The 23,162-nt window shown below is 66.5% G+C and carries 26 protein-coding genes and 1 pseudogene; 15 read left to right on the top strand and 12 right to left on the bottom strand.

Features of this window, described 5'->3' with window-relative positions; translation table 11 throughout:
• Position 1: 1 nt before the first annotated feature.
• Positions 2–538: pseudogene (locus AC3A6I_RS01135) on the top strand (transglycosylase SLT domain-containing protein); the annotation flags it as partial.
• A 356-nt stretch (positions 539–894) separates the two neighbouring features.
• On the opposite strand, the gene AC3A6I_RS01130 reads toward AC3A6I_RS01135, so the two are convergent.
• Complete coding sequence (locus tag AC3A6I_RS01130; protein ID WP_487541167.1) at positions 895–1,467, bottom strand: response regulator transcription factor; 573 nt, start codon at positions 1,465–1,467, stop codon at positions 895–897.
• Between the two features lie 490 nt (positions 1,468–1,957).
• On the opposite strand from AC3A6I_RS01130, the gene aqpZ reads away from it, so the two are divergent.
• Together aqpZ and AC3A6I_RS01120 are read left to right on the top strand one after the other, a co-directional pair.
• The gene (gene aqpZ / locus AC3A6I_RS01125) at positions 1,958–2,674 is read left to right on the top strand and encodes an aquaporin Z (protein WP_487541166.1); all 717 of its coding nucleotides are present in this window, start codon (positions 1,958–1,960) and stop codon (positions 2,672–2,674) included.
• A gap of 122 nt (positions 2,675–2,796) precedes the next feature.
• The gene (locus tag AC3A6I_RS01120) at positions 2,797–3,453 is read left to right on the top strand and encodes a phosphoribosyltransferase (RefSeq protein ID WP_487541165.1); all 657 of its coding nucleotides are present in this window, start codon (positions 2,797–2,799) and stop codon (positions 3,451–3,453) included.
• 104 nt (positions 3,454–3,557) lie between these two features.
• On the opposite strand, the gene AC3A6I_RS01115 is transcribed toward AC3A6I_RS01120, so the two are convergent.
• The 7 genes from AC3A6I_RS01115 to AC3A6I_RS01085 all read right to left on the bottom strand — a co-directional run bounded on the left by AC3A6I_RS01115 (position 3,558) and on the right by AC3A6I_RS01085 (position 9,396).
• Positions 3,558–4,481 (bottom strand): SH3 domain-containing protein, encoded by a 924-nt coding sequence (locus AC3A6I_RS01115; protein WP_487541164.1) that lies wholly within the window; start codon positions 4,479–4,481, stop codon positions 3,558–3,560.
• A 154-nt stretch (positions 4,482–4,635) separates the two neighbouring features.
• Positions 4,636–5,610: an NAD(P)-dependent alcohol dehydrogenase gene (locus tag AC3A6I_RS01110; RefSeq protein WP_487541163.1), complete on the bottom strand. Its 975-nt coding sequence runs from the start codon at positions 5,608–5,610 to the stop codon at positions 4,636–4,638.
• A gap of 63 nt (positions 5,611–5,673) precedes the next feature.
• Complete coding sequence (locus AC3A6I_RS01105) at positions 5,674–6,570, bottom strand: ribokinase (RefSeq protein ID WP_487541162.1); 897 nt, start codon at positions 6,568–6,570, stop codon at positions 5,674–5,676.
• Entirely contained in the window at positions 6,567–7,085 is a 519-nt protein-coding gene (locus AC3A6I_RS01100) for a DUF1697 domain-containing protein (RefSeq protein WP_487541161.1), read from the bottom strand. Before AC3A6I_RS01100 ends, AC3A6I_RS01105 begins: the two co-directional genes overlap by 4 nt.
• Positions 7,086–7,092: 7 nt before the next feature.
• Positions 7,093–7,692 (bottom strand): YdeI/OmpD-associated family protein, encoded by a 600-nt coding sequence (locus tag AC3A6I_RS01095; RefSeq protein WP_487541160.1) that lies wholly within the window; start codon positions 7,690–7,692, stop codon positions 7,093–7,095.
• Positions 7,680–8,510, bottom strand: coding sequence for an arylamine N-acetyltransferase family protein (locus tag AC3A6I_RS01090; RefSeq protein ID WP_487541159.1), 831 nt, complete (start codon positions 8,508–8,510; stop codon positions 7,680–7,682). Before AC3A6I_RS01090 ends, AC3A6I_RS01095 begins: the two co-directional genes overlap by 13 nt.
• Positions 8,511–8,583: 73 nt before the next feature.
• Positions 8,584–9,396 carry an undecaprenyl-diphosphate phosphatase gene (locus tag AC3A6I_RS01085; protein ID WP_487541158.1) on the bottom strand — a complete coding sequence of 271 codons (813 nt, stop codon included), beginning with the start codon at positions 9,394–9,396 and terminating at the stop codon, positions 8,584–8,586.
• Positions 9,397–9,498: 102 nt separating this feature from the next.
• Here AC3A6I_RS01085 and AC3A6I_RS01080 point away from each other — a divergent pair, with 102 nt between their 5' ends.
• The 5 genes from AC3A6I_RS01080 (at position 9,499) to AC3A6I_RS01060 (ending at position 13,440) form a co-directional block, all read left to right on the top strand.
• Positions 9,499–10,176, top strand: coding sequence for a glutathione S-transferase family protein (locus AC3A6I_RS01080; RefSeq protein ID WP_487541157.1), 678 nt, complete (start codon positions 9,499–9,501; stop codon positions 10,174–10,176).
• A 105-nt stretch (positions 10,177–10,281) separates the two neighbouring features.
• Positions 10,282–11,427, top strand: coding sequence for a tRNA epoxyqueuosine(34) reductase QueG (queG, locus tag AC3A6I_RS01075; RefSeq protein ID WP_487541156.1), 1,146 nt, complete (start codon positions 10,282–10,284; stop codon positions 11,425–11,427).
• A gap of 14 nt (positions 11,428–11,441) precedes the next feature.
• Positions 11,442–12,314 carry an SDR family oxidoreductase gene (locus AC3A6I_RS01070; RefSeq protein ID WP_487541155.1) on the top strand — a complete coding sequence of 291 codons (873 nt, stop codon included), beginning with the start codon at positions 11,442–11,444 and terminating at the stop codon, positions 12,312–12,314.
• Positions 12,311–12,949 carry a GNAT family N-acetyltransferase gene (locus tag AC3A6I_RS01065; RefSeq protein WP_487541154.1) on the top strand — a complete coding sequence of 213 codons (639 nt, stop codon included), beginning with the start codon at positions 12,311–12,313 and terminating at the stop codon, positions 12,947–12,949. The genes AC3A6I_RS01070 and AC3A6I_RS01065 overlap by 4 nt, the downstream gene beginning before the upstream one ends.
• Entirely contained in the window at positions 12,946–13,440 is a 495-nt protein-coding gene (locus AC3A6I_RS01060; RefSeq protein ID WP_487541153.1) for a DUF6886 family protein, read from the top strand. The genes AC3A6I_RS01065 and AC3A6I_RS01060 overlap by 4 nt, the downstream gene beginning before the upstream one ends.
• Positions 13,441–13,610: 170 nt before the next feature.
• Here AC3A6I_RS01060 and AC3A6I_RS01055 read toward each other — a convergent pair whose 3' ends face one another.
• Positions 13,611–14,408: an alpha/beta hydrolase gene (locus tag AC3A6I_RS01055; RefSeq protein ID WP_487541152.1), complete on the bottom strand. Its 798-nt coding sequence runs from the start codon at positions 14,406–14,408 to the stop codon at positions 13,611–13,613.
• Positions 14,409–14,607: 199 nt separating this feature from the next.
• On the opposite strand from AC3A6I_RS01055, the gene infC reads away from it, so the two are divergent.
• Complete coding sequence (gene infC / locus AC3A6I_RS01050) at positions 14,608–15,144, top strand: translation initiation factor IF-3 (protein WP_487544963.1); 537 nt, start codon at positions 14,608–14,610, stop codon at positions 15,142–15,144.
• Positions 15,145–15,387: 243 nt separating this feature from the next.
• Here the strand turns inward: infC and AC3A6I_RS01045 are convergent, their stop codons facing one another.
• The 3 genes from AC3A6I_RS01045 to AC3A6I_RS01035 all read right to left on the bottom strand — a co-directional run bounded on the left by AC3A6I_RS01045 (position 15,388) and on the right by AC3A6I_RS01035 (position 18,218).
• Positions 15,388–17,007: a GMC family oxidoreductase gene (locus AC3A6I_RS01045; protein ID WP_487544962.1), complete on the bottom strand. Its 1,620-nt coding sequence runs from the start codon at positions 17,005–17,007 to the stop codon at positions 15,388–15,390.
• Positions 16,989–17,345: a DUF423 domain-containing protein gene (locus AC3A6I_RS01040; protein ID WP_487541151.1), complete on the bottom strand. Its 357-nt coding sequence runs from the start codon at positions 17,343–17,345 to the stop codon at positions 16,989–16,991. Before AC3A6I_RS01040 ends, AC3A6I_RS01045 begins: the two co-directional genes overlap by 19 nt.
• A 252-nt stretch (positions 17,346–17,597) precedes the next feature.
• The gene (locus AC3A6I_RS01035; RefSeq protein ID WP_487541150.1) at positions 17,598–18,218 is read right to left on the bottom strand and encodes an NADPH-dependent F420 reductase; all 621 of its coding nucleotides are present in this window, start codon (positions 18,216–18,218) and stop codon (positions 17,598–17,600) included.
• 107 nt (positions 18,219–18,325) lie between these two features.
• On the opposite strand from AC3A6I_RS01035, the gene AC3A6I_RS01030 reads away from it, so the two are divergent.
• From AC3A6I_RS01030 to pheS, 6 genes are all read left to right on the top strand, one after another.
• Positions 18,326–19,243: a LysR family transcriptional regulator gene (locus tag AC3A6I_RS01030; protein ID WP_487541149.1), complete on the top strand. Its 918-nt coding sequence runs from the start codon at positions 18,326–18,328 to the stop codon at positions 19,241–19,243.
• A 71-nt stretch (positions 19,244–19,314) separates the two neighbouring features.
• Positions 19,315–20,097 carry a hypothetical protein gene (locus tag AC3A6I_RS01025; RefSeq protein ID WP_487541148.1) on the top strand — a complete coding sequence of 261 codons (783 nt, stop codon included), beginning with the start codon at positions 19,315–19,317 and terminating at the stop codon, positions 20,095–20,097.
• Positions 20,098–20,174: 77 nt separating this feature from the next.
• Entirely contained in the window at positions 20,175–20,597 is a 423-nt protein-coding gene (locus AC3A6I_RS01020) for a MarR family winged helix-turn-helix transcriptional regulator (protein WP_487541147.1), read from the top strand.
• 423 nt (positions 20,598–21,020) lie between these two features.
• Complete coding sequence (gene rpmI / locus AC3A6I_RS01015) at positions 21,021–21,221, top strand: 50S ribosomal protein L35 (RefSeq protein WP_487541146.1); 201 nt, start codon at positions 21,021–21,023, stop codon at positions 21,219–21,221.
• Positions 21,222–21,232: 11 nt separating this feature from the next.
• The gene (rplT, locus tag AC3A6I_RS01010; RefSeq protein WP_487541145.1) at positions 21,233–21,634 is read left to right on the top strand and encodes a 50S ribosomal protein L20; all 402 of its coding nucleotides are present in this window, start codon (positions 21,233–21,235) and stop codon (positions 21,632–21,634) included.
• A gap of 253 nt (positions 21,635–21,887) precedes the next feature.
• Positions 21,888–23,018 carry a phenylalanine--tRNA ligase subunit alpha gene (gene pheS, locus AC3A6I_RS01005; RefSeq protein ID WP_487541144.1) on the top strand — a complete coding sequence of 377 codons (1,131 nt, stop codon included), beginning with the start codon at positions 21,888–21,890 and terminating at the stop codon, positions 23,016–23,018.
• Positions 23,019–23,162 lie beyond the last annotated feature (144 nt).

Here is a 23,162-nt window from a genome sequence, read left to right as displayed (position 1 = left end):
TGCCGGCGTTGCCGTGCCGGTGCTTGCCGCATTGGTTGCCGGCTGCTCGATGGCGGGCATTCCGGCGTTCAAGCCGACCGGCGTGCAGGTGGCTGCGGCCAGTCCGGCGCCGGTGCCGGCGACGCGCCCCGATGCCGATGCCGCCCCGTTCGAACCCTTCGGCTTCGTCGAGGCGCCGGCCCGTTCGTCCGGCAGCGTCGATGGACTGATCGGCAAATATGCCGCAGCTTACGGCGTGCCGGAATCGCTGGTGCGGCGGGTGGTGGCGCGCGAGAGCGGCTTCAACCCGGGCGCGCGCAACGGGCCCTATTACGGCCTGATGCAGATCCGCCATGATACCGCCCGCAGCATGGGCTACCGGGGCGAAGCGTCGGGCCTGCTCGATGCCGAGACCAACCTCAAATATGCGGTGAAATATCTGCGCGGCGCCTACCTGGTGGCGCAGGCCAATCCCGACCGGGCCGTACGCTTCTATGCCAGCGGCTACTATTACGACGCCAAGCGCATGGGCCTGCTCGAGGAAGTCGGGCTGCGCTAGAGTCCGTACTCAATGGCGCAGCACCTCGGTTACGCTGAGGCGGCGCTCCCACCCAAAGTGTCATTCCCGCGAAGGCGGGTACCCAGTCGGGGTACCGAGCGTGCGGCCGCTGGATTCCCGCCTTCGCGGGAATGACGCGGGAGTTTGGGGACCGCTTCGAACGTGAAATGCTCCAAGGCGCGCTGCGGCCAAGCGTATGGGGCAACGGCGCTTGCCAACCCTGCCGCAAACGACGCCACCGGCATCATCGCCCGCCGGCGCCGGAGCCGGGCGCGCGGATGATGAAGCCGGTGGGCCGTGCGCCGGAGGGGGGCGCCAGAGTCCCCGGTTAAGGTGCCGGGGACAAGTCGAAGAAATCAGCTTTCGATGGCGAGACGGACCAGTTCGGCCGTGTTGCGGGCGCCGATCTTTTCCATGATGTGCCGGCGATGCACCTCCACGGTGCGATAGGAGAGGCCGAGATCGACGGCGATCTCCTTGTTGGTGCGTCCGTCGACGACGAATTGCAGGATCTGCCGCTCGCGATAGGTGAGGGTGCCGAAGCCGCGCACCGTGACGCCCCCTGCGCCATCCTTGGTGTGCTCGACATGGATGTCGCCGCGGAACATCTCCTGGGCCGCCACAGCCAGTTCCACCGGGGCATAAGGCGGGGAGAATACCGAGCTGGCGCCGCGCCGCATGACCGCGCAGACGAGTTCGGCGCGCGTACCCTCGGGCGCGAGCAGGAAGGTATGGATGCCCAGATGCTGGCCGCGAATGGCATCGAGCGCCTCGAGCGCAGCCGTCAGGTCCATGTCCGCTTCGCAAAGCGGCAGGATGACCAGATCGGGCCGGCGCAACGCGATCAGCCGCGTCATTGCCATGCTGTCGGGCACCATGGAGACCTGAAAGCCCTGGGCGATGAACTCATCGCACAAGCCCTTGGCCACCTTGGCATCCGCATGGGTAAGATAAATCAGACGGTCCCTATTGAGGTAGGGCCGGTAAGGGATGGATTCCGCAACTCTATCCACTTTTTGCCACCTGTTTCTGCGTTTCGCGCCGGCTTACACCAGCCCGACGACCGAGAGGCCCTACGGACCCCCATAACCACGAATCGCATCCACATAAGTAGAAGACCACGGCTGACAGACGGCTGACAATGGTCGGTAACCGATGTTTTACATTCCGGCTAATGCAAAATACGCAGCCGCCAAGCTGACGGCTCCTGTCATTGTATGACAATTATCTGTACCCGAATGGTACACTTATGCTGAAGTGTCAGACAAATTGTCCTACTTTGACGGCAAGCACAGGCCACTGGTTATCAATTGGTATTGCGCCAGAGCGGTGCATAACATCACGCACCCGATTCACCGATTCGTGCTGCCGCCTTAACCTGACGCAGTGAGTGGAACGCGTCAGGAGCGCATATCCAAGATGTTTAGGCGATTGTCGGCCGAAGCTTTCGGCACATTCTGGCTTGTATTCGGCGGGTGCGGCGCGGCCGTGCTTGCAGCGGGATTCCCCGAGGTGGGGATCGGGTTCGTCGGCGTATCGCTGGCCTTCGGCCTGACGGTGCTGACAATGGCCTATGCGGTGGGCGGGATTTCGGGCGGGCATTTCAATCCGGCCGTATCGCTCGGTCTCGCCATTGCGGGGCGCTTTGCCTATCGCGATCTCGTCCCGTACTGGGTGGCGCAACTGGTAGGCGGCGTCGCCGGTGCGGCGGTGCTGTGGATCATCGCCTCCGGCGCCGCCGGCTTCATGCCGGGCGGCTTCGCCTCCAATGGTTACGACGCGTTGTCGCCGGGCGGCTACAGCATGCTGGCGGCGCTGGTGGCTGAGATCGTGCTGACAGCGTTCTTCCTGATCGTGATCCTGGGCTCGACCAGCAAGGCGGCGCCCGCCGGCTTTGCCCCAATCGCGATCGGGCTATCACTGACCCTGATCCACCTGATCTCGATCCCGGTGACCAACACTTCGGTCAACCCGGCCCGCTCGATCGCGGCGGCGATCTTCGCCCAGAACGGGGCGCTGGCACAGGTGTGGCTGTTCATCGTGGCGCCGCTGATCGGTGCCGCGATCGGCGCGGCGATCTGGAAATACGTGCTGTCGCCCGGCGAGAGCCCCGCCAATATCGGCCAGGTCGAGTAGCGACCGCGGCAAACGACAGGAAGGGGCCGGTTCGCCGGCCCTTTTCTTTTGCCCGCTCGCTGCAGCCGAAGTGGCCGCCGGCGCGTTTACGGCGATGGACCGCAGCAGGGGAGCGCGTCGCCATGTCCACACGCTACGGCATCGAACCGAGCTTCGCCGACCGGCACGAGGCGGGACGGATGCTGGCCGGCGAGCTGCGGCAACTGCATCTCGACCACCCACTGATCCTGGCGCTGCCGCGTGGCGGCGTGCCGGTGGCCCGCGAGGTTGCCACGGCGCTGGGCGCCGAACTCGACCTGCTGCTGGTGCGCAAGATCGGCGCGCCGGGGCACGAGGAATATGCCATCGGCGCGGTGGCCGAGAGCCAGGGCAAGCCGCAGATGGTGGCGAGCCCCGAGGTGATGGCGCAGATGGACGCTCCGGCCGGCTATATCGAGGCCGAGCAAGAGCGGCAGTTGGCGGAGATCGCGCGGCGTCGCCTCGACTGGCGCGGCGGGCGACCGCCGATGCCGGTCAAGGGCCGGACCTGCGTGGTGGTGGATGACGGGGTGGCAACCGGCAACACGGCGCGGGCGGCGGTGCGCAGCCTGAAGCTCGATGGCGCGGCAAGCATCGTGCTGGCGGTGCCGGTGGCGCCGGCCGACATGGTCGAGAGCCTGGCGCAGGAGGTCGACCGCTTCGTGTGCCTCAGGACGCCCGAGCCGTTCATCGCGGTCGGGCTGCACTACCGGCAGTTCGGGCAGCTGGGCGACGAGGAGGTGCTGCGCCTGCTGGGCTGAGCCCGCGCATTTCACGATGGGACCACCCGGGCGTGCGGCCGCTGGATCCCCGCCTTCGCGGGGATGACGCCGGAGTTTGTGGACCGCTTCGAACGTGAAACGATCTAGCGCAGATAGCTCTGGTAGAGCCAGCCGGTGCGGTTCTGGTCGTCGGTGACCTTGAGCCAGCCGCGCTGGTTCTCCAGGACCTTGACCTGTTCGCCGGCGCGCAGGGCGAAGAGCCGGCCATGCGACTTGCCCGGCCCGGAACGGACGCTGACGCCGGAGCCGCCTACGGTGCGCAGATCGCCGCTATCGGCGGGCTCGGCCGCCTCGGCGACCCTGGTCGGTTCGGGTTCGGCCGCCGGTTCGGGCTCCGCCGCCGGTTCGGGCTCCGCCTTGGGCTGGGCAGCTTCGGCAACGGCATCGAGCTTGGCCCTGGCTTCGGCGGAAACGGCGGGCGCGGTGCGCGGGGTGGTGGCATAGGCGCTGACCTCGAGCGGCTCAGGCCGGTCGAGCGGTACGACGGGGGCCGTGGCCACCGTGATGGCCGCTTCGGCCGCGGTAGCACGCGAAGGCGTCCCAACGACGGCCACGGCAACCGGGCCGTCGCCATCGCCTTCCTCGACGATGGGGGCGGGCGCCTCGGCCACGGCCACGGCGGTCTCGGCGGCACGAGCACTCGCCAGCCAGCCTTCGTCGTTGGCCTTCACCGCATCGAAGCTGCCGCCGATGACTGCGGCGATCTGCTCGGCCTGCTGCTGCTCGGGCGATGCTACGGGCTCGGGCGCGGTGGCGACGGCAACCACCGGATCGGGCGTCAGGCGCTCCTCGACCACGGCGGATTCGGCCGCTTCAGCCGGCTCGACCACGGCGAGCGTTTCGGTCGCCTTGCCGGCAAAGCACTTGTCGAGGCCGCCGCACTGGACGCCGATCAGCACGCTGACGACACCGACCAGGCCGGCAACGGCGATCACGCAGATACCGATAGCGCCCAGATAAGGGCCGGGTCGGCCAATCTTCGGGAGCCCGGCCTTGCTCGCCCCCATTCGAAATACCCCGCTCATAGCTCGCAAACTGTCCGACAAGCGTGGGGAAAGTCTGACTCGAAATGGACGCAAATGGGGCAATCCCGTGGCAAGCGACAGTTCTCAAGGTGTTCGCGCGGCCAAGGCGGAAAAGTTTGCAGCCTTTTGTGGCAACTCACGAATTGACGCGCAGCACGACGGCGCCCCGCTTGCGTCCGGTATCGACATAGGCGTGGGCAGCAACGATCTCGTCGAGGGTGAAGCTGCGGTCGATCACCGGACGCATCTCGCCCTTGGCGGCAAGATCGAAGGCGAAGGCGACGTGCTCGGGCGTGGCGCGCGGGTCGATCTGCAGCACGCGCTTGCCGGAGCGGCGGGTATTGCCGCGTGCGCCGAGCATGCCCTTGAGGTCGGTAATCACCAGCAGCAGCGCGCCGCCCGGCTTCAACACGCGATCGACGCGCTCGAACGGGGCATTGCCGACGCATTCGAAGATGACGTCGTAGCTCTGGTCGCCGGCGGCGAAGTCCTCGCTCGTATAGTCGATGACATGATCGGCGCCGAGCGAACGGACCAGCTCGATGTTTGGTGTGCTGGTCACCGCCGTGACTACGGCGCCACAGGATTTCGCAGCCTGCACCGCGACGGTGCCGACCGCGCCGGACGCGCCGTTCACCAGCACGCGGTCACCCGGCCTGATCGGGCAACGGAAGATGCATTCGGCGACGGTATGGCCGCCGAAGACCAGCGCCACCGCCTCGTCATGGCTCATCGCTTCGGGCTTTTTCACCATCGGCGACACTTCGGGCAACAGCACGTACTCGGCGTGGCCACCAAAGGCAGCCCCCGTCAGGCCCGCCACCTCGTCGCCCGGCCGGAAGCGGGTGACGCCCTCGCCCACCGCCTCCACCGTGCCCGAGAAATCCATGCCGAGGATTTGCCGGCGCGGCCCGAAGATGCCGACCACGGCCCAGGCGATCAGTCCCAGCCCTTTGGGCAGGTCGCGGGCGCGCATGCGGTGATCGGCAACCGAAACCGTGGAGGTGGCGACGCGAACGAGCACATCGCCGGGCCTCGGCACGGGCTTGGGCACGTCCTCAACGGAAACAACTTCCGGCCCGCCGAACCTGCGATAGACCGCCGCCCGCATCGCGATGCCCTCCGATTCCTCCCGCAGAGATTGGAGGACGTGGACGACAATGCAATGGCGCGGTCAGCCAGCCATGGCCTTATCCACCTCTCCGACATTCGGCACGGCCGGCTGCGCGCCGGGCTTGAGCACGGCGAGGCTGGCAGCGGTAGCGGCACGGCGCATGGCTGTTTCGAGGTCGAGGCCGGCATCGAGGCCGGCCGCGAGGTAGCCACAGAACGTATCGCCGGCGCCAACGGTGTCGACCGGATCAACCTGCAGCGCCGGGACGCGGAAACTGCCGGTCGGGGTGGCGGCGCGGGCGCCTTCGCCGCCGAGGGTGACGATGATGGTCTGGTTCTGCGCGCGGGCCCAATCGGCCATCGCGGCATCGAGGCGGTCAAGGCCGGCGCCGGTCAGCAACTCGAACTCGGTCTCGTTGGCGATGACGATCGAGGCCTTCTCGGCCACCTCCCGGGTGGTCGGCAGGAACGGCGCGGTGTTGAGGATGGAGATGACGCCCTGCTCTCGCGCCAGTTCGAGGGCACGGACCGTCGCCGCCTGCGGGATTTCCTGCTGCAGCATCAGCACCGAACCGATACCAAGGCCGGCGAGCGCCGCATCGGCGTCGGCGGGGCTCATGGTGCCGTTGGCGCCGGGAAGGATGGCGATGACGTTCTCGCCCGCTTCGTCGACGAAGATCATGGCGATGCCGGTCGGTCCCTCGGCGGCGCGGACATGGGCAAGATCGACGCCATCAGCGCGCAGCAGCTTCAGCGCTTCCTCGGCGAAAGCGTCAGTGCCGGCGGCGGCGAACAGCCGGACTTCGGCGCCGGCGCGGCGGGCGGCAAGCGCCTGGTTGGCGCCCTTGCCGCCGGCGGCCATCGAGAAGGCACCGCCCGGCACGGTTTCGCCGGGCTTGGGGATGCGGCTGACGGTGCCGATCAAATCGAGATTGGTGGAGCCGAAAACCGTAATCATCCGAGCACCTTGGGTATGGTGTTCCAGTTGCGCATGGTGGCGATGGCGCCCTTTTCCAACTGGCGGTCGAACTTGTCCAGCCCCGGACCGTGACGGCCGTCGGGCTGGCGGTGACCGACGAGGAAGATGTCGCGTTCGCCGACGCCGGCGATGTCGTAATCACCCGGCAGGCCATTGTAGTTCGCGCCCTTGGGCAGGGGCTTGTCGAACATCAGGACATAGCGGTGGTAATTGTCGGCCGCGGGCCAGGCGGCGAAGGGGTCGGAGCTCAGCATGTGCTCGATCTCGGGACCCGAGCGCATCACCGCTTCCGAGAACCAGCCCCAGCGCTTTTCGATCGCCGCTTCCAGTTCGGCCTTGGGATCGGTCTCGCATTCGAAGCGTACGTTGCCGCTGGCGAGGATGGTCTTGACCTTCGTGTAACCCAGCTCCTCGCAGAGCGCCTTGAGCTCGGCCATCTTCATCTGGCGCTTGCCGACATTGACGGCGCGAAGAAAGGCCACCCAGACGGTCATCGGCGGATCACTTCGCCTTCTGGGGGTAGATGGTCTCGCCGTTCTTCAGCATCTCGACGAAGGCCCTGATCTTCTTCTCGCGGCCGGCCGGGGTCTTGAGATTGTGGATGCGGAAGGCAAGCGCGAAGCGGTTCTGCTCGGTCAGCTTGCCGAGCATCTCCTTTGCCGCCGGCTCGGCATCGATTGCTGCCTGCAGGTCGTGGGGGATCTTCAGGTCCTTGCCGCTGCCATAGGCGCGGTCCCAGCGGCCGTCGGCCTTGGCGGCCTCGACATGCTTCAGCCCATGCTCGGTCATCAGCCCGGCGTCCTTCAGCCGGGCGACGTTGTCGACATTGATCTTGCTCCATACGCTCTTCTTGCCGCGCGGCGTGTAGCGCTGCAGGAAGCTCTTGTCGTCGAGGCCCTTGCGGATGGCGTCGATCCAGCCCCAGCACAGCACCGCATCGATCGCCTGCTTGGCGTTGATCGAGGGCAGGCCGGAGCCAACCTTGTGCATCTTGATCCAGACCTCGTCGGCCTGGTCGTGGTGCTGAGCCAGCCAATCGTAGAAGGCCTGGAAGTCCTCGAACTCGCGGACCTTGTTCGGATCGACCTTTACGGGCGCCATTCGCCGATTTCCGAGGCCAGCGCCTTCTCGAGCGCCGGCTCCAGGCGTTCGTCGTTGGGCAGCTCGATGCCGAAGGTGCCGGTGAGCACGTCACGCAGCTCGGCGGTCGAGGCGAGCTCGCGCACCTCGGGTTCGCCTTCGAGCGGACGGATGGTCAGGCGTTTGTTGAGCAGCGCGATACGCCGGGTCTTGTCGGCGCGGGCTGCAACGAGCCGATCGCGGAACTGCGGGCTCGAGGAGACAAGCTCGTTGATCTGGTCGATCCCCGCGGCATCGATCTCGTCCAGCGTCATGCGGAAGCAGGCGCGCCAGTCCTCGCCGATCTGCACCTCAAGTCGCCAGACGCCATCGGTGTCGGTGAGACGGTAGGTCTCGTGCGGGGTCGGCTGCTCGACATCGGCGCGCAGGCGCAGCGGCGCGGTGGGCGATTGCCGGCCGAAGCCGGCATCGACGAGGTAGCGGCTACCGGCGATCTCGACTGTCAGCACCACATGGGTGGGTGGCTGCTCGACCGGCTCCTCGAGGCCCCAGAGCACCACTGCGGGGTGGATCTTCACCGCGTAGTCGAGCTCTTCGAGCATAGCTTTGACGAGCAGGTTGTGCTCGAGGCAATAGCCGCCGCGCTTGTCGAACAGCAGCTTCTGCTGGAGGTTGGCGAGCTCGAGCCGGACGGGCACGCCCATCAGCGGATCGAGGTTCTCGAACGGAATGGCAGCCGAGTGCGCCTGCACCAGCTGGCTCAGCGTTTCCAGGGATGGCGCGATCGAGCCGGCAAAGCCGATGCGTTCGAACCAGGCATCGATATTGGCCTTCGCCACGGACATCCCCACCGCCGATTCCGGGAGCGCGATAATGGTGTGGCGAAACGGATTTGTCACCCCGCCCGGATGGTCAGCCGAACAGTAGGATGCCCCACAGGCCGACAGCGCCGACGAAAATGCGCCAGTAAGCGAAGATCGCGAAGCCGTGCCGCGAGATGTAGTCGAGCAGGTAGCGCACCACGAAGAAGGCGACGACGAAGGCGGCGGCAAAGCCGATGATCACCGCGGCGCCGAGCTCGGCGGTGATGAACTCGCGGCTCTTCCACAGATCGTAGAGGAAGGCGCCGCCCATGATCGGCATGGCGATGAAGAAGGTGAACTCCGCCGCCGAGCGCTTGTCGGTGCCGAGGAGGAGCGAGCCGACAATGGTGGCGCCAGAACGCGACACGCCGGGGATCAGCGCCAGCATCTGGAACAGGCCGATATAGAGGCAGAGCAGCGGCGGGAAGTTGTAGATATCGGTGTATTTCGGCGTGAGCTTGAGCTGATCGACATAGAGCAGCACGATGCCGCCCAGGATCAGCGTGACGCAGAAGACGACGGGCGTCTCGTAGATCACCGTCTTGATGAAATCGTGCAGCAGCACGCCGGCGATGGCGGCCGGGAACGAGGCCAGCACGACGCCGAGAATGAAGCGCAAAGCCCCTGGCTTACGGGCAATCGCATCCTTGGCGATGGCCACCAGCCGGCTGAAATACACCACCAGGATGGCGAGGATCGCGCCGAACTGGATCAGCACCTCGAACACCCGGCCAGGGCTGTTGAAGCCCAGGAAGTGACCGACGAGGAGGATGTGGGCGGTGGAGGAGACCGGTAGGAATTCGGTAAGGCCTTCGATGATCCCGAGGATCAGGGGCACAAAAATTCCTTGATCGCCGTTCATGTGATCCCCTACCTAACTTATTCAGCCAACAAACTTGCCCATCGGGGCGCCGGGCCGCTTCTAGCCCGATTTGCGTGAACCCGCCAAGGATCGCTCAAAAGCATGCCAAGGTTGCTGCAGCACCGGCTCGACCCCGCCTCCCGTCTCGCCCGCCTGATGTTCGCCGAATATGGCGTGGCCATCGACCTCGAAGACATCAAGCCGTGGACGCGCGATCCCGGCCTGCTCGAGCTCAATCCGGCGGGCACGGTGCCGATCCTGCTCGATACCGGCGAGCCGCCGATCGTGGGCACGCTGGCAGTGATCCACGCCATCGAGGAGCGCTACGCACCCAGTTCGGTTGCGGGGCTGATCCCGGCGCAGCCGGCGCTGCGGCACGAGATGTGGCGGCTGCTCGACTGGGTGCTGGTCAAGCTCAACGACGAGGTGACGCGCTACATCCTCGAGGAAAAGATCGTGAAGCGCGACCAGCGCGGCATGACCCCCGAGCCCGGCGTGCTGCGCGTCGCCAAAGCCAACCTCGTCGAGCACCTGCACTATTTCAACTGGCTGTTCGCGACGCGCCAGTGGATCGCCGGCGAGAGCATGACGCTCGCCGATTTCGCCCTCGCCTCGCACCTGTCGAGCCTCGATTACATGGGCGACGTGCTGTGGGATTCTTCGGTCGAAACGCGCGACTGGTATGCCCGTATCAAGTCGCGCCCGGCCTTCCGTACGCTGCTCAACGACCGCGTGGCGGGCCTGCCGGCGGCATCCGGGTATGCCGACCTCGATTTTTAGCCTGTTCCACGTGCTATCGTTCAGCCACGGTGTCATTCCCGCGAAAGCGGGGATCCCTGTTCCGGCGCCGCAAACGGAGATCCCCGCTTTCGCGGGGATGACCCTGTGACTGGATCGACCGACAAGCTCATCGCCGACCTCAAGGAGCGCGCCAAGGCCCTCGGCTTTGACGCCTTCGGCATTGCGCGCGCCGATGCGCGGCCGGATCTGCCGGAAAAGCTCGCGGTGGCGCTCGAACGCGAGTGGCATGGCGAGATGGAGTGGATGGCCGACACGGCCGAGCGCCGCGCGGCGCCCGAAGCGCTGTGGGGCGAGGCGCGCTCGGTGATCATGCTGGGCATGAACTACGGGCCGGATACCGACCCGATGACGGCCCTCACGCGACCCGGGATCGGCAACATCTCGGTCTATGCCCGCAATCGCGACTATCACGACATCATCAAGGGCAAGCTGAAGGAACTGGCCGGGCTGCTCAGCCGGCGGACCGGGGCGGACGTAAAGGTGTTCGTCGACACCGCGCCGCTGATGGAAAAGCCGCTGGCCGAGGCGGCGGGGATCGGGTGGCAGGGCAAGCACACTGTGCTCGTGTCGCGCGAGTTCGGCTCATGGCTGTTCCTCGGCGCGATCATGACCTCGGCCGAATTGCCAGCGGACGCGCCGCATGCCGAAAGCTGCGGCAATTGCCGGCGCTGCCTCGATATCTGCCCGACCAATGCGTTCCCGGCCCCGTTCCAGCTCGATGCCCGCAAATGCCTGAGCTATCTCAATATCGAGCATCCCGGCCCGATCCCGCACGAGTATCGCGTCGCCATGGGCAATCGGGTCTATGGCTGCGACGATTGCCTTGCCGTCTGCCCATGGAACAAGTTCGCCTCGGAAACGCATGAGGCCAAGCTCCGCGCCCGCGACGAGCTGAAGGCGCCCTCCCTCGCCGACCTGCTGGCGCTCGACGATGCTGCTTTCCGTGCGCTGTTCGCCGGCTCGCCGGTGAAGCGCATCGGGCATGCGCGGTTCCTGCGTAACGTGCTGATCGCGGCCGGCAACTCGGGCGACGAGCTCTTGCTGCCGCTGGTCGAGGCTCGGCTTAGCGACCCGTCGCCACTGGTCCGGGGCGCGGCTGTGTGGGCGGTGCGGCGGCTTGTGACCGAACAGCGCGCCGATGCGTTAAAACTTGCCTTTTTGCCCGATGAAGGCGACATGAGCGTCCAGGCAGAGTGGAGCGCGGCCGTCCAGCCGGTGCGTGCAAACTAGAGACCACCGACCAGATGGGCGTCTTCTTTTTCGGAATGGGTTACTCGTCGCGCGCCACGGCGCGGGCACTGCACGAGCTGGGTGACCCGACCATCCCCATTTCCGGCACCACGCGTAGCGCCGAGGGCGCCGAGGCGTTTGCCGACAGCAATTACCGCATCCACGTGTTCGATGGCGAAGTGCCGGGCGCAACGCTGGCGACCGACCTCAGCGAGGCGACGCACGTGATCCTGTCGATCCCGCCCGACGAGCGTGGCGACCCGGCGCTGCTGCACCACCGCGCCGACCTCGACGCGGCCAAAACCCTCGAATGGATAGGCTATTTCTCCACCGTCGGCGTCTATGGCGATTTCGGCGGCGAGTGGATCGACGAGGACGCGCCGACCCGCCCGGTGAATATCCGCTCGCGCCAGCGCGTCGAGGCCGAACAGGCCTGGCGCGACTACGCGGCGTCGCGCGGCGTACCGCTGTTCATCGAGCGGCTGGCCGGCATTTACGGGCCGGGCCGCTCGGCTTTCGACAAGCTGCGCGAGGGTACGGCGCGGCGCATCGTCAAGCCGGGCCAGGTGTTCAACCGCATCCATGTCGAGGATATCGGCCGGGTCACGGCGCTGGCGGCGCTCGCCAGGCTCGAGGGCACATTCAACCTCGCCGACCGCGAACCGGCACCGCCGCAGGACCTCGTGACCTACGCCGCCGGAGTGATGGGCGTGCCGCCGCCGCCGGAAACGCCGTTCGCCACCGCCGAGATGACGCCGATGGCGCGCAGCTTCTATTCCGACAACAAGCGGGTGTCGTCGCGGCGCGTGCTCGCCGCGCTCGGCACCGACCTGCTCTACCCGACCTATCGGGAAGGGCTCGACGCGATCTGGAAGGCGCACGCATGAGCCAGCCACAACCGGCCAAACGCCCTGAGCGCACCGTGCTCGAGGGGCGCTATGTGCGGATCGAACCGATCGGGCCGCAGCACGCGGCAGACCTCTTTGCCGCCGCCGAACCGGAGCGTTTCCGCTACCTGCAGCAGGCGCCAACCGACGCCGCGGAGGTCGCCCGCTGGGTCGACGAGGTCGCGGCCTCATCGGACCGGCTCTACCACGCTGTCATCGACCGCGAGACGGGGTGTGCCGAGGGCCGCTTTGCGCTGATGGGGCTGGTGCCCGAGAATGGCGTCATCGAGTTCGGCGCCGTCTACTGGGGGCCGAAGATTGCCCGGACGCGCAGCGCCACAGAGGCGTTCTACCTGACCGCGCGCCACATCTTCGAGACGCTGGGCAACCGTCGGTTCGAATGGAAATGCAACAACCTCAATGAACCCTCCAAGCGGGCCGCCATCCGCTTCGGCTTCACCTACGAAGGGCTGTTCCGCCAGCATATGATCTTCAAGGGCGAGAACCGCGACACGGCATGGTTTTCGATGCTCGACAGCGAATGGCCGGCGATCCGGGCCGAGTACGAGCGCTGGCTGGCGCCGGAGAATTTTGCGCCCGACGGCATGCAGAAGTCGCCGCTGAGGATCGGGTGAAGCTCTTCCACATCAGCGAGGAGCCGGGCATCGCACGGTTCGAGCCGCGGGTCATCGCCGACGGCGCGCCGAAGGTGTGGGCGATCGAACAGCGCACGCTGTGCAACTACCTCTTGCCACGGGATTGCCCGCGCGTCTGCTTCCGCCCGGCGGCCGATGGCGGTGGCGACATCTCGCTGCTAGAGGGCGCTCCAGTGGTGGTCGCGATCGAAGCGGGCTGGCGCGAACGGGTCGAGAGCATCGCGCTCTATCGCTACGACATGCCGGACGAGAGCTTCGCGCTCGAGGACCGGATTGCCGGCTACTGGACCAGCGGCAGCGCGGTCGTGCCGCGGGCGGTCGAGACGCTGACCGACCTGCCGACGCGGATCGCGGAGGGCGGCGCGAGGCTCGTCGTGCTGCCGTCGCTGTGGGTGCTGCACGACCGGGTGAAGGCATCCGGCCTCGACTTCTCGATGATCCGGATGCGCAACGCGGTGGGGCGGGGCTAGCTCCGGTGCGTGTGGCCGCCCCCTCCACCAGCTTCGCTGGTCCCCCTCCCCCGTAAACGGTGGAGGATTGCTGTGGCGCGATCTCGCCTCCCTTATCCTCCCCTGCGCAGCGGGGGAGGGGGACCGGCGAAGCCGGTGGAGGGGGCGGTCACAAGCCCTGAGTTATGCCGTTAGAGCTCCAACTTCAGCTGTTCGGGCAGCACCACCGCCTCGCGCCGCACCGCCGCCTTAAGCAATTCCAGGTCTTCCGGCCGGCTCAGGCGATGGTCGCCATCGGGGATCAGCGTGAAGGTCACTGGGTCGGTCAGCAGGTGCTGAACCAGCTTCAGCGCGTGGTCGCGCGGCACGTCCGGGTCCTTGCCGCCCTGCAGGATCGTCACCGGACAGCCGACATCGATACCGCGGCCGAACAGCAAATGGCGATTGCCGTCCTCGAGCAGCTTCAGCGTGTAGGGATAGGGCTCGGCCGAGTATTGCGAGGGGCGGAGCACGATGCCGGTCTCGCGCAGCGTCTTCTGCTCCTTCTTGCTCAGCTTCTTGGGCAAGAGCTCCGTGGTCATGTCGACGGCCGGCGCGATCAGCACCAGCGCCTTGACCCGCCCGGGCTCGCGCAGCGCCATGGCGCGGGCGAGCAGCACGGCGATCCAGCCGCCCATCGAGGAGCCGACGACGATCTGCGGCCCCGTGGTCAGTGCGAAGACGGCGAGTGCCTCCTCGAGCCAGCGCGAGATCGTGCCATCGAGGAAATCGCCTCCGGACTGGCCGTGGCCGGAGTAATCGAAGCGGGTGACGGCGAGGCCGAGCTCGGCGCCCAGTTCGTCGAGCACGCTGGCCTTGGAGCCGAGCATGTCGGAACGGTAGCCGCTCAGCCAGAAGATGCCCGGCGCCTTGCCGGAGCGGGCCAACATGGCGATCGAACGCGACTCAACGCCTTCGCCGACCTCGACAAACGTGGTTTCGGGCACCATATCCGTGTTCCTTGCCGTAACTGCCGGTCGCTTTTGCCCTGCGTGTGGTGCGGGATCAACCATTGGGGCAACAGTTCGTCACCAATCCGCCCAACAGGCGTGATTCTTGGGGCCGGTGCTGTTGACTTATGGTCGAGCCGGCACGATTTTAGCGCCGATTTCCCGACCGTTCCCGGTAACAACTGAAGGATCGCCTGCCATTCGTCGTCCCATGAGACCCGTAGCGCCCCAGAAGGATGGGCCGCAATCCAACGAAGACATCTCCTCCCCCGACGTCCAGCTGATCGATGCCGAGGGCACCAATCGCGGTGTCGTGCGCACGCGCGAAGCGATTGCCGAGGCGCAGGAGCAGGGACTCGATCTCGTCATCATTTCCCCGAACTCGACGCCGCCGGTCGCCAAGATGCTCGACCTGGGCCGCTTCAAGTATGCCGCGCAGAAAAAAGCTGCTGAGGCGCGCAAGAAGCAGAAGGTCATCGAGGTCAAGGAAATCCAGCTGCGTCCGAATATCGACACGCACGATTACGAGACCAAGATGAAGGCCGCCAACCGGTTCCTCGACGAGGGTGACCGCGTGAAGGTGACGATGCGCTTCCGCGGCCGCGAGATGGCGCACCAGGAACTGGGCGCGCAGCTGCTGCAGAAGGTCCAGGCCGATCTCGGCGACAAGGTGAAGGTCGAATCGGCCCCGCGCTCGGAAGGCCGCCAGATGGTGATGGTGCTGGCGCCCAAGTGAGGCGTGGCACGATTGTAAGATGAGGGGCGCCGCGAGGCGCCCTTTGTTTTTTTGGGGTTGGGCGGAGGCCGGCGCACTTGGCCACCCCCACCCACCATGCTCCGCATGGTCCCCCCTCCCCACAAGGGGGAGGGAAATCGGCGGGCAACCTCAAACTCAGCGTTAGCAGTCGTCACTCCCTCCCCCTTGTGGGGAGGGAGGACCGGCGAAGCCGGTGGGTGGGGGTGGCCACGCGCACCAGCCTCAATGGCCGGCCAGCACCAGCTCCGCCGCCTTCTCGGCGATCATGATCACCGGCGAGTTCGTGTTACCCGAGGTAATCGCCGGCATGATTGAGGCATCCACGACCCGCAGCCCAGACAACCCACGCACCCGCAGCTGCGGATCGACCACCGCCATGTCGTCGACGCCCATCCGGCAGGTCCCGACCGGGTGAAAAATCGTCGTCGCGATGTCGCCGGCACGACGGGCCAGATCCTCGTCCGACACGAATTGCGGCCCCGGCAGGAATTCCTCGGGCTCGAACCGGGCCACCGCCCGCGTCTGCATCAGTTTTCGCGCGTGCTGGATTGAGGCGGCGGCAATGAGCTTGTCAGCCTCCGCGCTCAGATAGTGCGGCCGGATCTTCGGTGCGGCGCTCGCATCCGGGCTTTCCATGTGAATGGTGCCGCGGCTTTGCGGCCGGAGGTTGCACACCGACACCGTCACGGCCTCGAAGCGATGCAGCGGTTCGCCCAGCCGGTCGGTGGAGAGCGGCTGCACGTGATATTCGAGGTCGGGCGTCGCCACCTGCGGTCCGGAGCGGGCGAAGATGCCGAGCTGGCTTGGCGCCATCGATAGCGGACCGGTGCGGCGTAGCGCGTATTCCACCCCCATGCCGGCGCGGCGGGCGAGGTTGTGGTAGCGGCCGTTCAGCGTCTCGGCGTTCCTGACCTTGAACACGGTGCGGATCTGCAGGTGGTCCTGCAGGTTCTCGCCGACCCCATCGAGCCGATGCCGCACGGCAATGCCGAGCCCGCCCAGCACGTCCGGCCGGCCGATACCCGACAGCTCCAGCAGTTTTGGGGAGTGCACCGCGCCCGCCGACAGTAGCACCTCGCGGCCGGCAAAGGCGTCGACCACCCTGCCTTGATATTTCAGCCGTACACCTGTCACGCACGTGCCTTCGAACAGCAGCGTCTGGGCCTCGGCATTGGTGAGGACGCGCAGGTTGGGGCGGTGCAGCACTGGACGGAGGAAGGCCTTCGAGGTGTTCCAGCGCACGCCGGCCTTCTGGTTCACCTCGAAATAGCCGGAGCCAAAATTGTCGCCGGTGTTGAAATCACCGACGCGCGGGATGCCGAGCTCTTCCGCCGCAGCCTGGAAGGCATCGAGAATGGGCCAACTGAGGCGCTGCTTTTCCACCCGCCACTCGCCGTCGCCGCCATGGCTGTCGGAGGTGCCGCCGTGGTGGCGCTCGGACTTGAGGAACGCGGGCAGCACGTCGTCCCAGCCCCAGCCGGGATTGCCCATCTGGCGCCAGCCATCATAGTCCGCGGCCTGGCCGCGCATGTAGATCATGCCGTTGATCGAGGAGCAGCCGCCCAGCACTTTTCCGCGCGGATAGGGCAGCGAGCGACCGTTCAGCCCAGCCTCGGGCTCTGTCCGCAGCAGCCAGTCGGTGCGCGGGTTGCCCATGGTGAACAGATAGCCGATCGGGATATCGACCCAATGATAGCGATCGCTGCCACCCGCCTCGAGCAGCAAGACGCGGTTGCGCGGATCGGCGCTCAGCCGATTGGCCAGCACGCAGCCGGCGGAGCCGGCCCCGACAATGATGTAGTCGTAGGTGCCGAGGTTTTGGCTCACAGCCGGCGGCCCCAGAGGCCGGTGGCGATCACCAGAACCCAGCCGAGGATTAGCGCGCCCCCGCCGATCGGCGCCGCCATCGGAAACAGCGCATTGCCGGTGAACGCGCGCATGGCGAGATCGCCCGCGAAGATCGCAAGTCCGAGCGCCAGCACGATGCCGGCCGCAAAGGCCATGCGGCTCGCGGCGAAAAGGCTCAGCCCGATCAGCACCGGCGCATGCAGCAGCAGGAAGTTCGCCGCGATGCCGAGATTGTCGTCGCCCATGTGGCTGGCGCGGGCCGCTGCGGCCACACCAAGCGCACCGGCAATACCGGCAAGGACGAGGAGCAGGCGGGCGGAGAGCGTAGGCATGAGCGATGCATGCCCGATCGGGGGCGGAAAGGCTAGTCAGACGAGCGGCTGACGCTGGTGTGGGGAGATACCCCCACCCCTGTCCCCTCCCCGCAAGGGGGAGGGAGACGCTTTCACCGACGCCAATGTTTTGGTCACCTCCCCCCTCGCGGAGGAGGGACAGGGTGGGGGGGGCCCGAGCCCGGATGCCTCCCTAAACGGAAATCCCCGCTTTCGCGGGGATGACCTTGTGGTTGATGGCTAAGCCGATGCTTACGCCGCCAGCTTCAGCCAGGCCGGCGCGATCGCCGTGCCCTGCCCCAGCCCGTAGCCGAAGCGGATGTTGAGCATGCCGACCGGCTCGACGAGGCGAGCGCCATCGAGGCCGCCGACCTTTTCGACGGCGAAGCCGGCGGCGGTCACCAGCGCGGCGACGGCATCGACCGCGGCCGCATCATTGCCGGCGAGGAACACCGGGACATTGGCCGTCGAAGCAGCCGGCGTGTCGAACAGGCTCGCAAAGATCGTGTTGAAACCCTTCACCACCTTGGCGCCGGGTGCGGCGGCCTGCAGTTCCTCGGCGGCCGAGGTCGTGTGACCGATCGAGAGGCCCGAGAAGTCGGCCTTGATCGGGTTGGTGATGTCGACAACGGTCTTGCCGGCAAGCGGCAGCGACTTGGCGAGTTCGAGCGCCACGGCATAGGGCACGGCCAGGATCACGGTGTCGGCGGCAGCGGCGGCGGTCTTGTAGTCGGTGACCTTGGCGCCGACCGAGGCGGCGAAATCCGCCGCGGCAGCGGTGTTTGAAGCGCCGAGCACGAGATCGGCCTTGCCGGCGAGGCGCTTGGCGAGGCCCTTGCCCATGTTGCCGAGGCCGAGGATTGCGATGGTCATTTGAGGTCTCCCTCTCAAAAGCGGGTTGCGATGACCTCTATCTACGGGTCGCCAGTCAGGTTTAGAATTACTGCCGATCGCGCTTCAAAGTTGCATTGGGATATCGAATGGCCGAGCTCATCAATCTCGAGACGTTTGCCGTCGCAGTGAAATCGGGGAGTTTCGCCGCCGCCGCCCGGCAGCTCGGCATCTCCCCGGCCATGGTCGGGCGCCGCATCCAGGCGCTGGAGGAGCATCACGGGGCGCGGCTGATCGAACGCACCACCCGCGCCCAGCGCCTCACCGAACTGGGCGAGAGCTTTTACGCGCAGGCACAGGCTGTGCTCGAAGCGGTCAGCGAGCTCGAGGACCTGACCCGCACCGAGCCGGGACAGCTGTCGGGCCGGATCCGCGCCACCGGGCCGGCGACGCTGGGCGTTCACCGCCTCGCCGCCATCGTCGCGCGCTTCTGCGCCGACAATCCCGGCATCACGCTGGAGATGAGCCTCAACGACCGGCGCGCCGATCTCATCGCCGAAGGCTACGACGTGGCGATCCGCATCGGCGAGCTGCAGCCGTCGGCGATGATCGCTCGACGGCTCGGCACCTATCAACTGAAGTGCGTCGCGGCACCGTCTTACGTCGCCGCGCATGGGCTGCCGGCGACCCCGGAGGAGCTGAAGCAGCATCGGTGTCTGCTCAACCTCAACATGAGCCCGCGCAACCGCTGGCCGTTCATCGGACCGGGCGGCGTGACGGTGGTGGCCGAGGTCGATGGCGGGCTGCAGATCGACAATGGCGAGGCGCAGCTGGTGGCGGCGCTGGCCGGCGCCGGCATCGTCTACCTGCCATCGGAACTGGTGGAGACGCCGCTCGCCGAAGGCAAGCTGGTGCCGGTGCTGCCGCAATGGGGGACGATGACGCTGCCCATCCACGCCCTCTACCCGTCGCGCCGGCTGCTGCCGCGGCGGCTGACCGCCTTCGTCGAGGCGATCGCCGCCGGGCTCAAGACCCAGACGACTGCCGCCCCGCTGCAATCAACTTGAGTCAGCAGCACGTTTACTACGTAGTTGGCTGAATACTGGCGGAACCGAAGGCATTCGCCTAAAATATGAGCATGAGTACGGTAGTCAGCAGCGTATCCGCGTCAGAATATCTGCATTCCATCCTCGCGCGGGAAACCGTCGATCGCGAGCACGCCGCGATGATCATGCAGACGGGCGAGAAGATCGCAGCCCTCTGCAACGGACTGTGCGGCAAGGACGTGATCCAGGTCACGCTGGGCGGCGGCTACGAGAAGGGTCTCGCCAACCGTTCGGGCATCAGCGCCGACTACGTGATCTGGTTCCACACCCGCTCGGGCAAACGCATCGCCGAGCTCTATACCCAGCTCTTCGACGGCATCGCGCGGCTGGGGCTGGCGCCGATCCGGCGCGATGTTTCGATCGGGCTCGATATCGGCGGCGCGGTGATCGACCTGCTACCGGCCAAGAAGCTGTCGATGATGTCGGAAATCCACGAGCTCTACTCGACCCGGCGCGGCCGGCCGCTCACCACCAATCTCGGCCAGCACGTGCTCAACGCGCAGGCCGCAGCCTGGCAGCACGAGATCCGCATCCTGAAGCTGTGGCGCGACCAGAACGCGCTCGATTTCCCGTCCTTCTATCTCGAACTCGCGACCGTCGCAGCCCTGCGCCGCCGCCCAGCGGGCGCGCTGGCGGAGAATGTGTGGGTCGTGCTCGGCTTCATCGAACGTCTGCTGCTGCCGCGCGCCATGCTCGACCCGGCCAACGCCGCCAATATCGTGTCGGACGAAATGACCTCGCCGCAGAAGCGGGCGGTGGCGGCAGCGGCAGCCGAGGCCCGCACCGGGCGGCCGTGGTCGGAGATCGTGCGGTAACTGCGCACGCCTGCGAGCAACTTCCGGCTCAAATCATAACGCGCTATGCTGTGGCTTCCTCCAGGGAGGAGGGCATGATGTTCGACCACAAGGAAACCTTGCTCCACGCTGCGAGCCTGCTGGCGCGGCAGTTGCAGAACGGATTGCGCGAGGCGCTGGCGCCGTACCAGTTGCACCCGGCGCAGTTCACGGCGCTCAGCGAGATTGGCCAGCGCGAGGGATTGACGCAGGCGGAGCTGGTGCAACGGCTCGATCTCGAACAGCCGGGCGTCGCGCGCACGCTCACCGGGCTCGAAGCCGAGGGCTGGATCGAAAAGAGCTCGCTCGGCAAAGGCCGGGCGCAGGGACTGTATCTCAGCGACAAGGCGCGGACGGTGTTGCCGGCAGCAACGCAGGCGGCGGAGGAAGCCGATCGGCTGGCGCTGGCCTCGCTGAGCCGGACGGAGGCGGCGCTGCTGATCGACGGGCTGCAGGAACTGGCGGCGGCGAACCGGACATAGCCACCGCAGCTTGCGGTCGTCATCTCCCCCTTGGCGGGGGAGAAAGCGAAAACTTGGGCTTAGCGCAGCTAAGTCCTTAGTTTTCGCAAGAGAGGGGGGCTTTGGGAGGCACCATGCCAGCCATACCCCCTCTCTGCTGCGACTAGTTCGCTGTCGCTCACAAGTCTCGCGTCTCTCCCGCAAGGGGAGAGAGGGCATCGTGCCTAGGGCAAGCGCCCCTATCCGGCCCAGACTGCTTGCCCTCGGGCGCGGGTAGAGCGCATAGTGATTGCACGCGTGTGACGAGGGTGGCTTTGTCCCCTTGCGCGGCCGGAGCTTTGCCCCTATACACCCGGCTTCTTCGACGGGCCGCCCGGCCAAAAGGCATGCCGTGGCGGTTCCGAATGCAGGCTCTGACGAGCCGCCTCTAACCAGGAACGCAAAATGCCAAAGATGAAGACCAAATCGGGCGCCAAGAAGCGCTTCAAGATGACTGCCAGCGGCCGCGTCAAGACCGGCGTTGCTGGCAAGCGTCACCGTCTCCTCAGCCACGATGCCGACTACATCCGCTCTCACCGGGGGACCAAGATCCTCAAGAAGGGCGATGAAGGTCTGGTCAAGTGGTACATGCCGTACAACCGCTAAGGAGATAGCTGATGAGCCGCGTCAAGAGAGGCGTTACCGCCCACGCCCGCCACAAGAAGGTTCTGAAGGCCGCCTCCGGTTTCTACGGTCGCCGCAAGAACACCATCCGTACCGCCAAGGCCGCCGTCGACAAGGCCGGCCAGTATGCGTATCGCGATCGCCGCGCCAAGAAGCGCAACTTCCGCGCCCTGTGGATCCAGCGCATCAACGCTGCCGTGCGCGATCACGGCCTGACCTACGGTCGATTTATCGACGGCCTCAGCAAGGCCGAGATTGCCGTCGACCGCAAGGTGCTCTCCGATCTCGCGATCACCGAGCCCGCAGCGTTCGCCGCCCTGGTCGCCCAGGCCAAGACTGCTCTTGGCTACCTCGAGACCCTCGAGGCGACCACGCATCAGCGCGTTACTGCCTGATCAGCACTCGCCTTTTCTGAGGCCACAAGCTAAGCCTTGCGCCGCCCCGAAACCGGGGATGGCGCGGGGCTTTTGTGTTTCTGCCGCGACGTTGTCATAGCCACGATGTCATCCCGGCGCAGGCCGGGATCCATCCTGAGATATTTCCTCCCTCCGCGACGGTGGCGAGACCTCAGGATGGATACCGGCCTTCGCCGGTATGACCCGGTGGGTGAGGCAACAAGGAAGCAAACGACGGTAAACGGATAGAAAAATGTCTCTCGACGCCCAGATCGCCTCCCTCCGCGCCGAAATCGCCGCGTCCACCGCCGCGGCCGCCGATGCAGGCGCCATCGAAGCGGTACGCGTTTCCGCGCTCGGCAAGAAGGGCTCGGTGTCGGCCCTGCTGGCGACGCTCGGCGGCATCGCGCCGGAAGAGCGCAAGTCAGCCGGTGCCGCCATCAACGGGCTGAAGACCGAAGTCACGGCGCTGATCGAGGCCAAGGCCGCCGAGCTCGCCAAATCGGCCCTCGATGCCCGCCTCGCCGCCGAGCGCGTCGATGTGACCCTGCCGATCCAGCCGGCGCCGACCACCGAGGGCCGCATCCACCCGGTCAGCCAGGTGATCGACGAGATCACCGCGATCTTCTCCGACATGGGCTTTTCGATCGCCGAAGGGCCGGACATCGAGACCGACTGGTACAATTTCACCGCGCTGAACTTCCCCGAGGGGCATCCGGCGCGCGAGATGCACGACACCTTCTTCATGGCGCCCTCGCCCGACGGGGTGAAGCGCGTGCTGCGCACCCACACCTCGCCGGTGCAGATCCGCACCATGCTGAAGTCGAACGAAGCACCCTCGGCGCCCTATCTCACCCCGGCCATCGATCCACCGATCCGCGTAGTGATGCCGGGCCGCACCTATCGCCACGACAGCGACCAGACGCACACGCCGATGTTCCATCAGGTCGAAGGCCTCGTCATCGACAAGAGCTCGCATATCGGCCAGCTGCGCTGGGTGCTGGAGGAATTCCTCAAGGCCTTCTTCGAGGTCGACAACGTCACCCTGCGCTTCCGCCCGAGCTTCTTTCCCTTCACCGAGCCATCGATGGAAGTCGACGTGCAATGCGACCGCTCGGGTTCGGAAGTGAAGATCGGCGAGGGCAATGACTGGCTCGAGATCCTCGGCTGCGGCATGGTCCACCCGAACGTGCTGCGCAATTGCGGGCTCGACCCCGATGTCTACCAGGGCTTTGCCTGGGGCATGGGCATCGACCGCATCGCCATGCTGAAATACGGCATGAACGACCTGCGTGCCTTCTTCGACGCGGACAAGCGCTGGCTCGATCACTACGGCTTCCGCCCGCTGGACCTGCCGACGCTGTTCGGGGGGTTGAGCAGCTGATGCCTTGCCCGGTGCAAAGGCCCCCTCACCCGCCGCTGCGCGGCGACCTCTCCCCCAAGGGGAGAGGTGAGGCTGCCGCCCGATCTCGCCACCTCTTCACCTCTCCCTGGGGGGAGAGGTCGGCCGAAGGCCGGGTGAGGGGGC

The organism is Devosia sp. Soil_C_22 (assembly GCF_057657195.1).
Note: the sequence above shows the minus strand (reverse complement) of the source record. Positions and strands in the feature narration are given on the sequence as shown.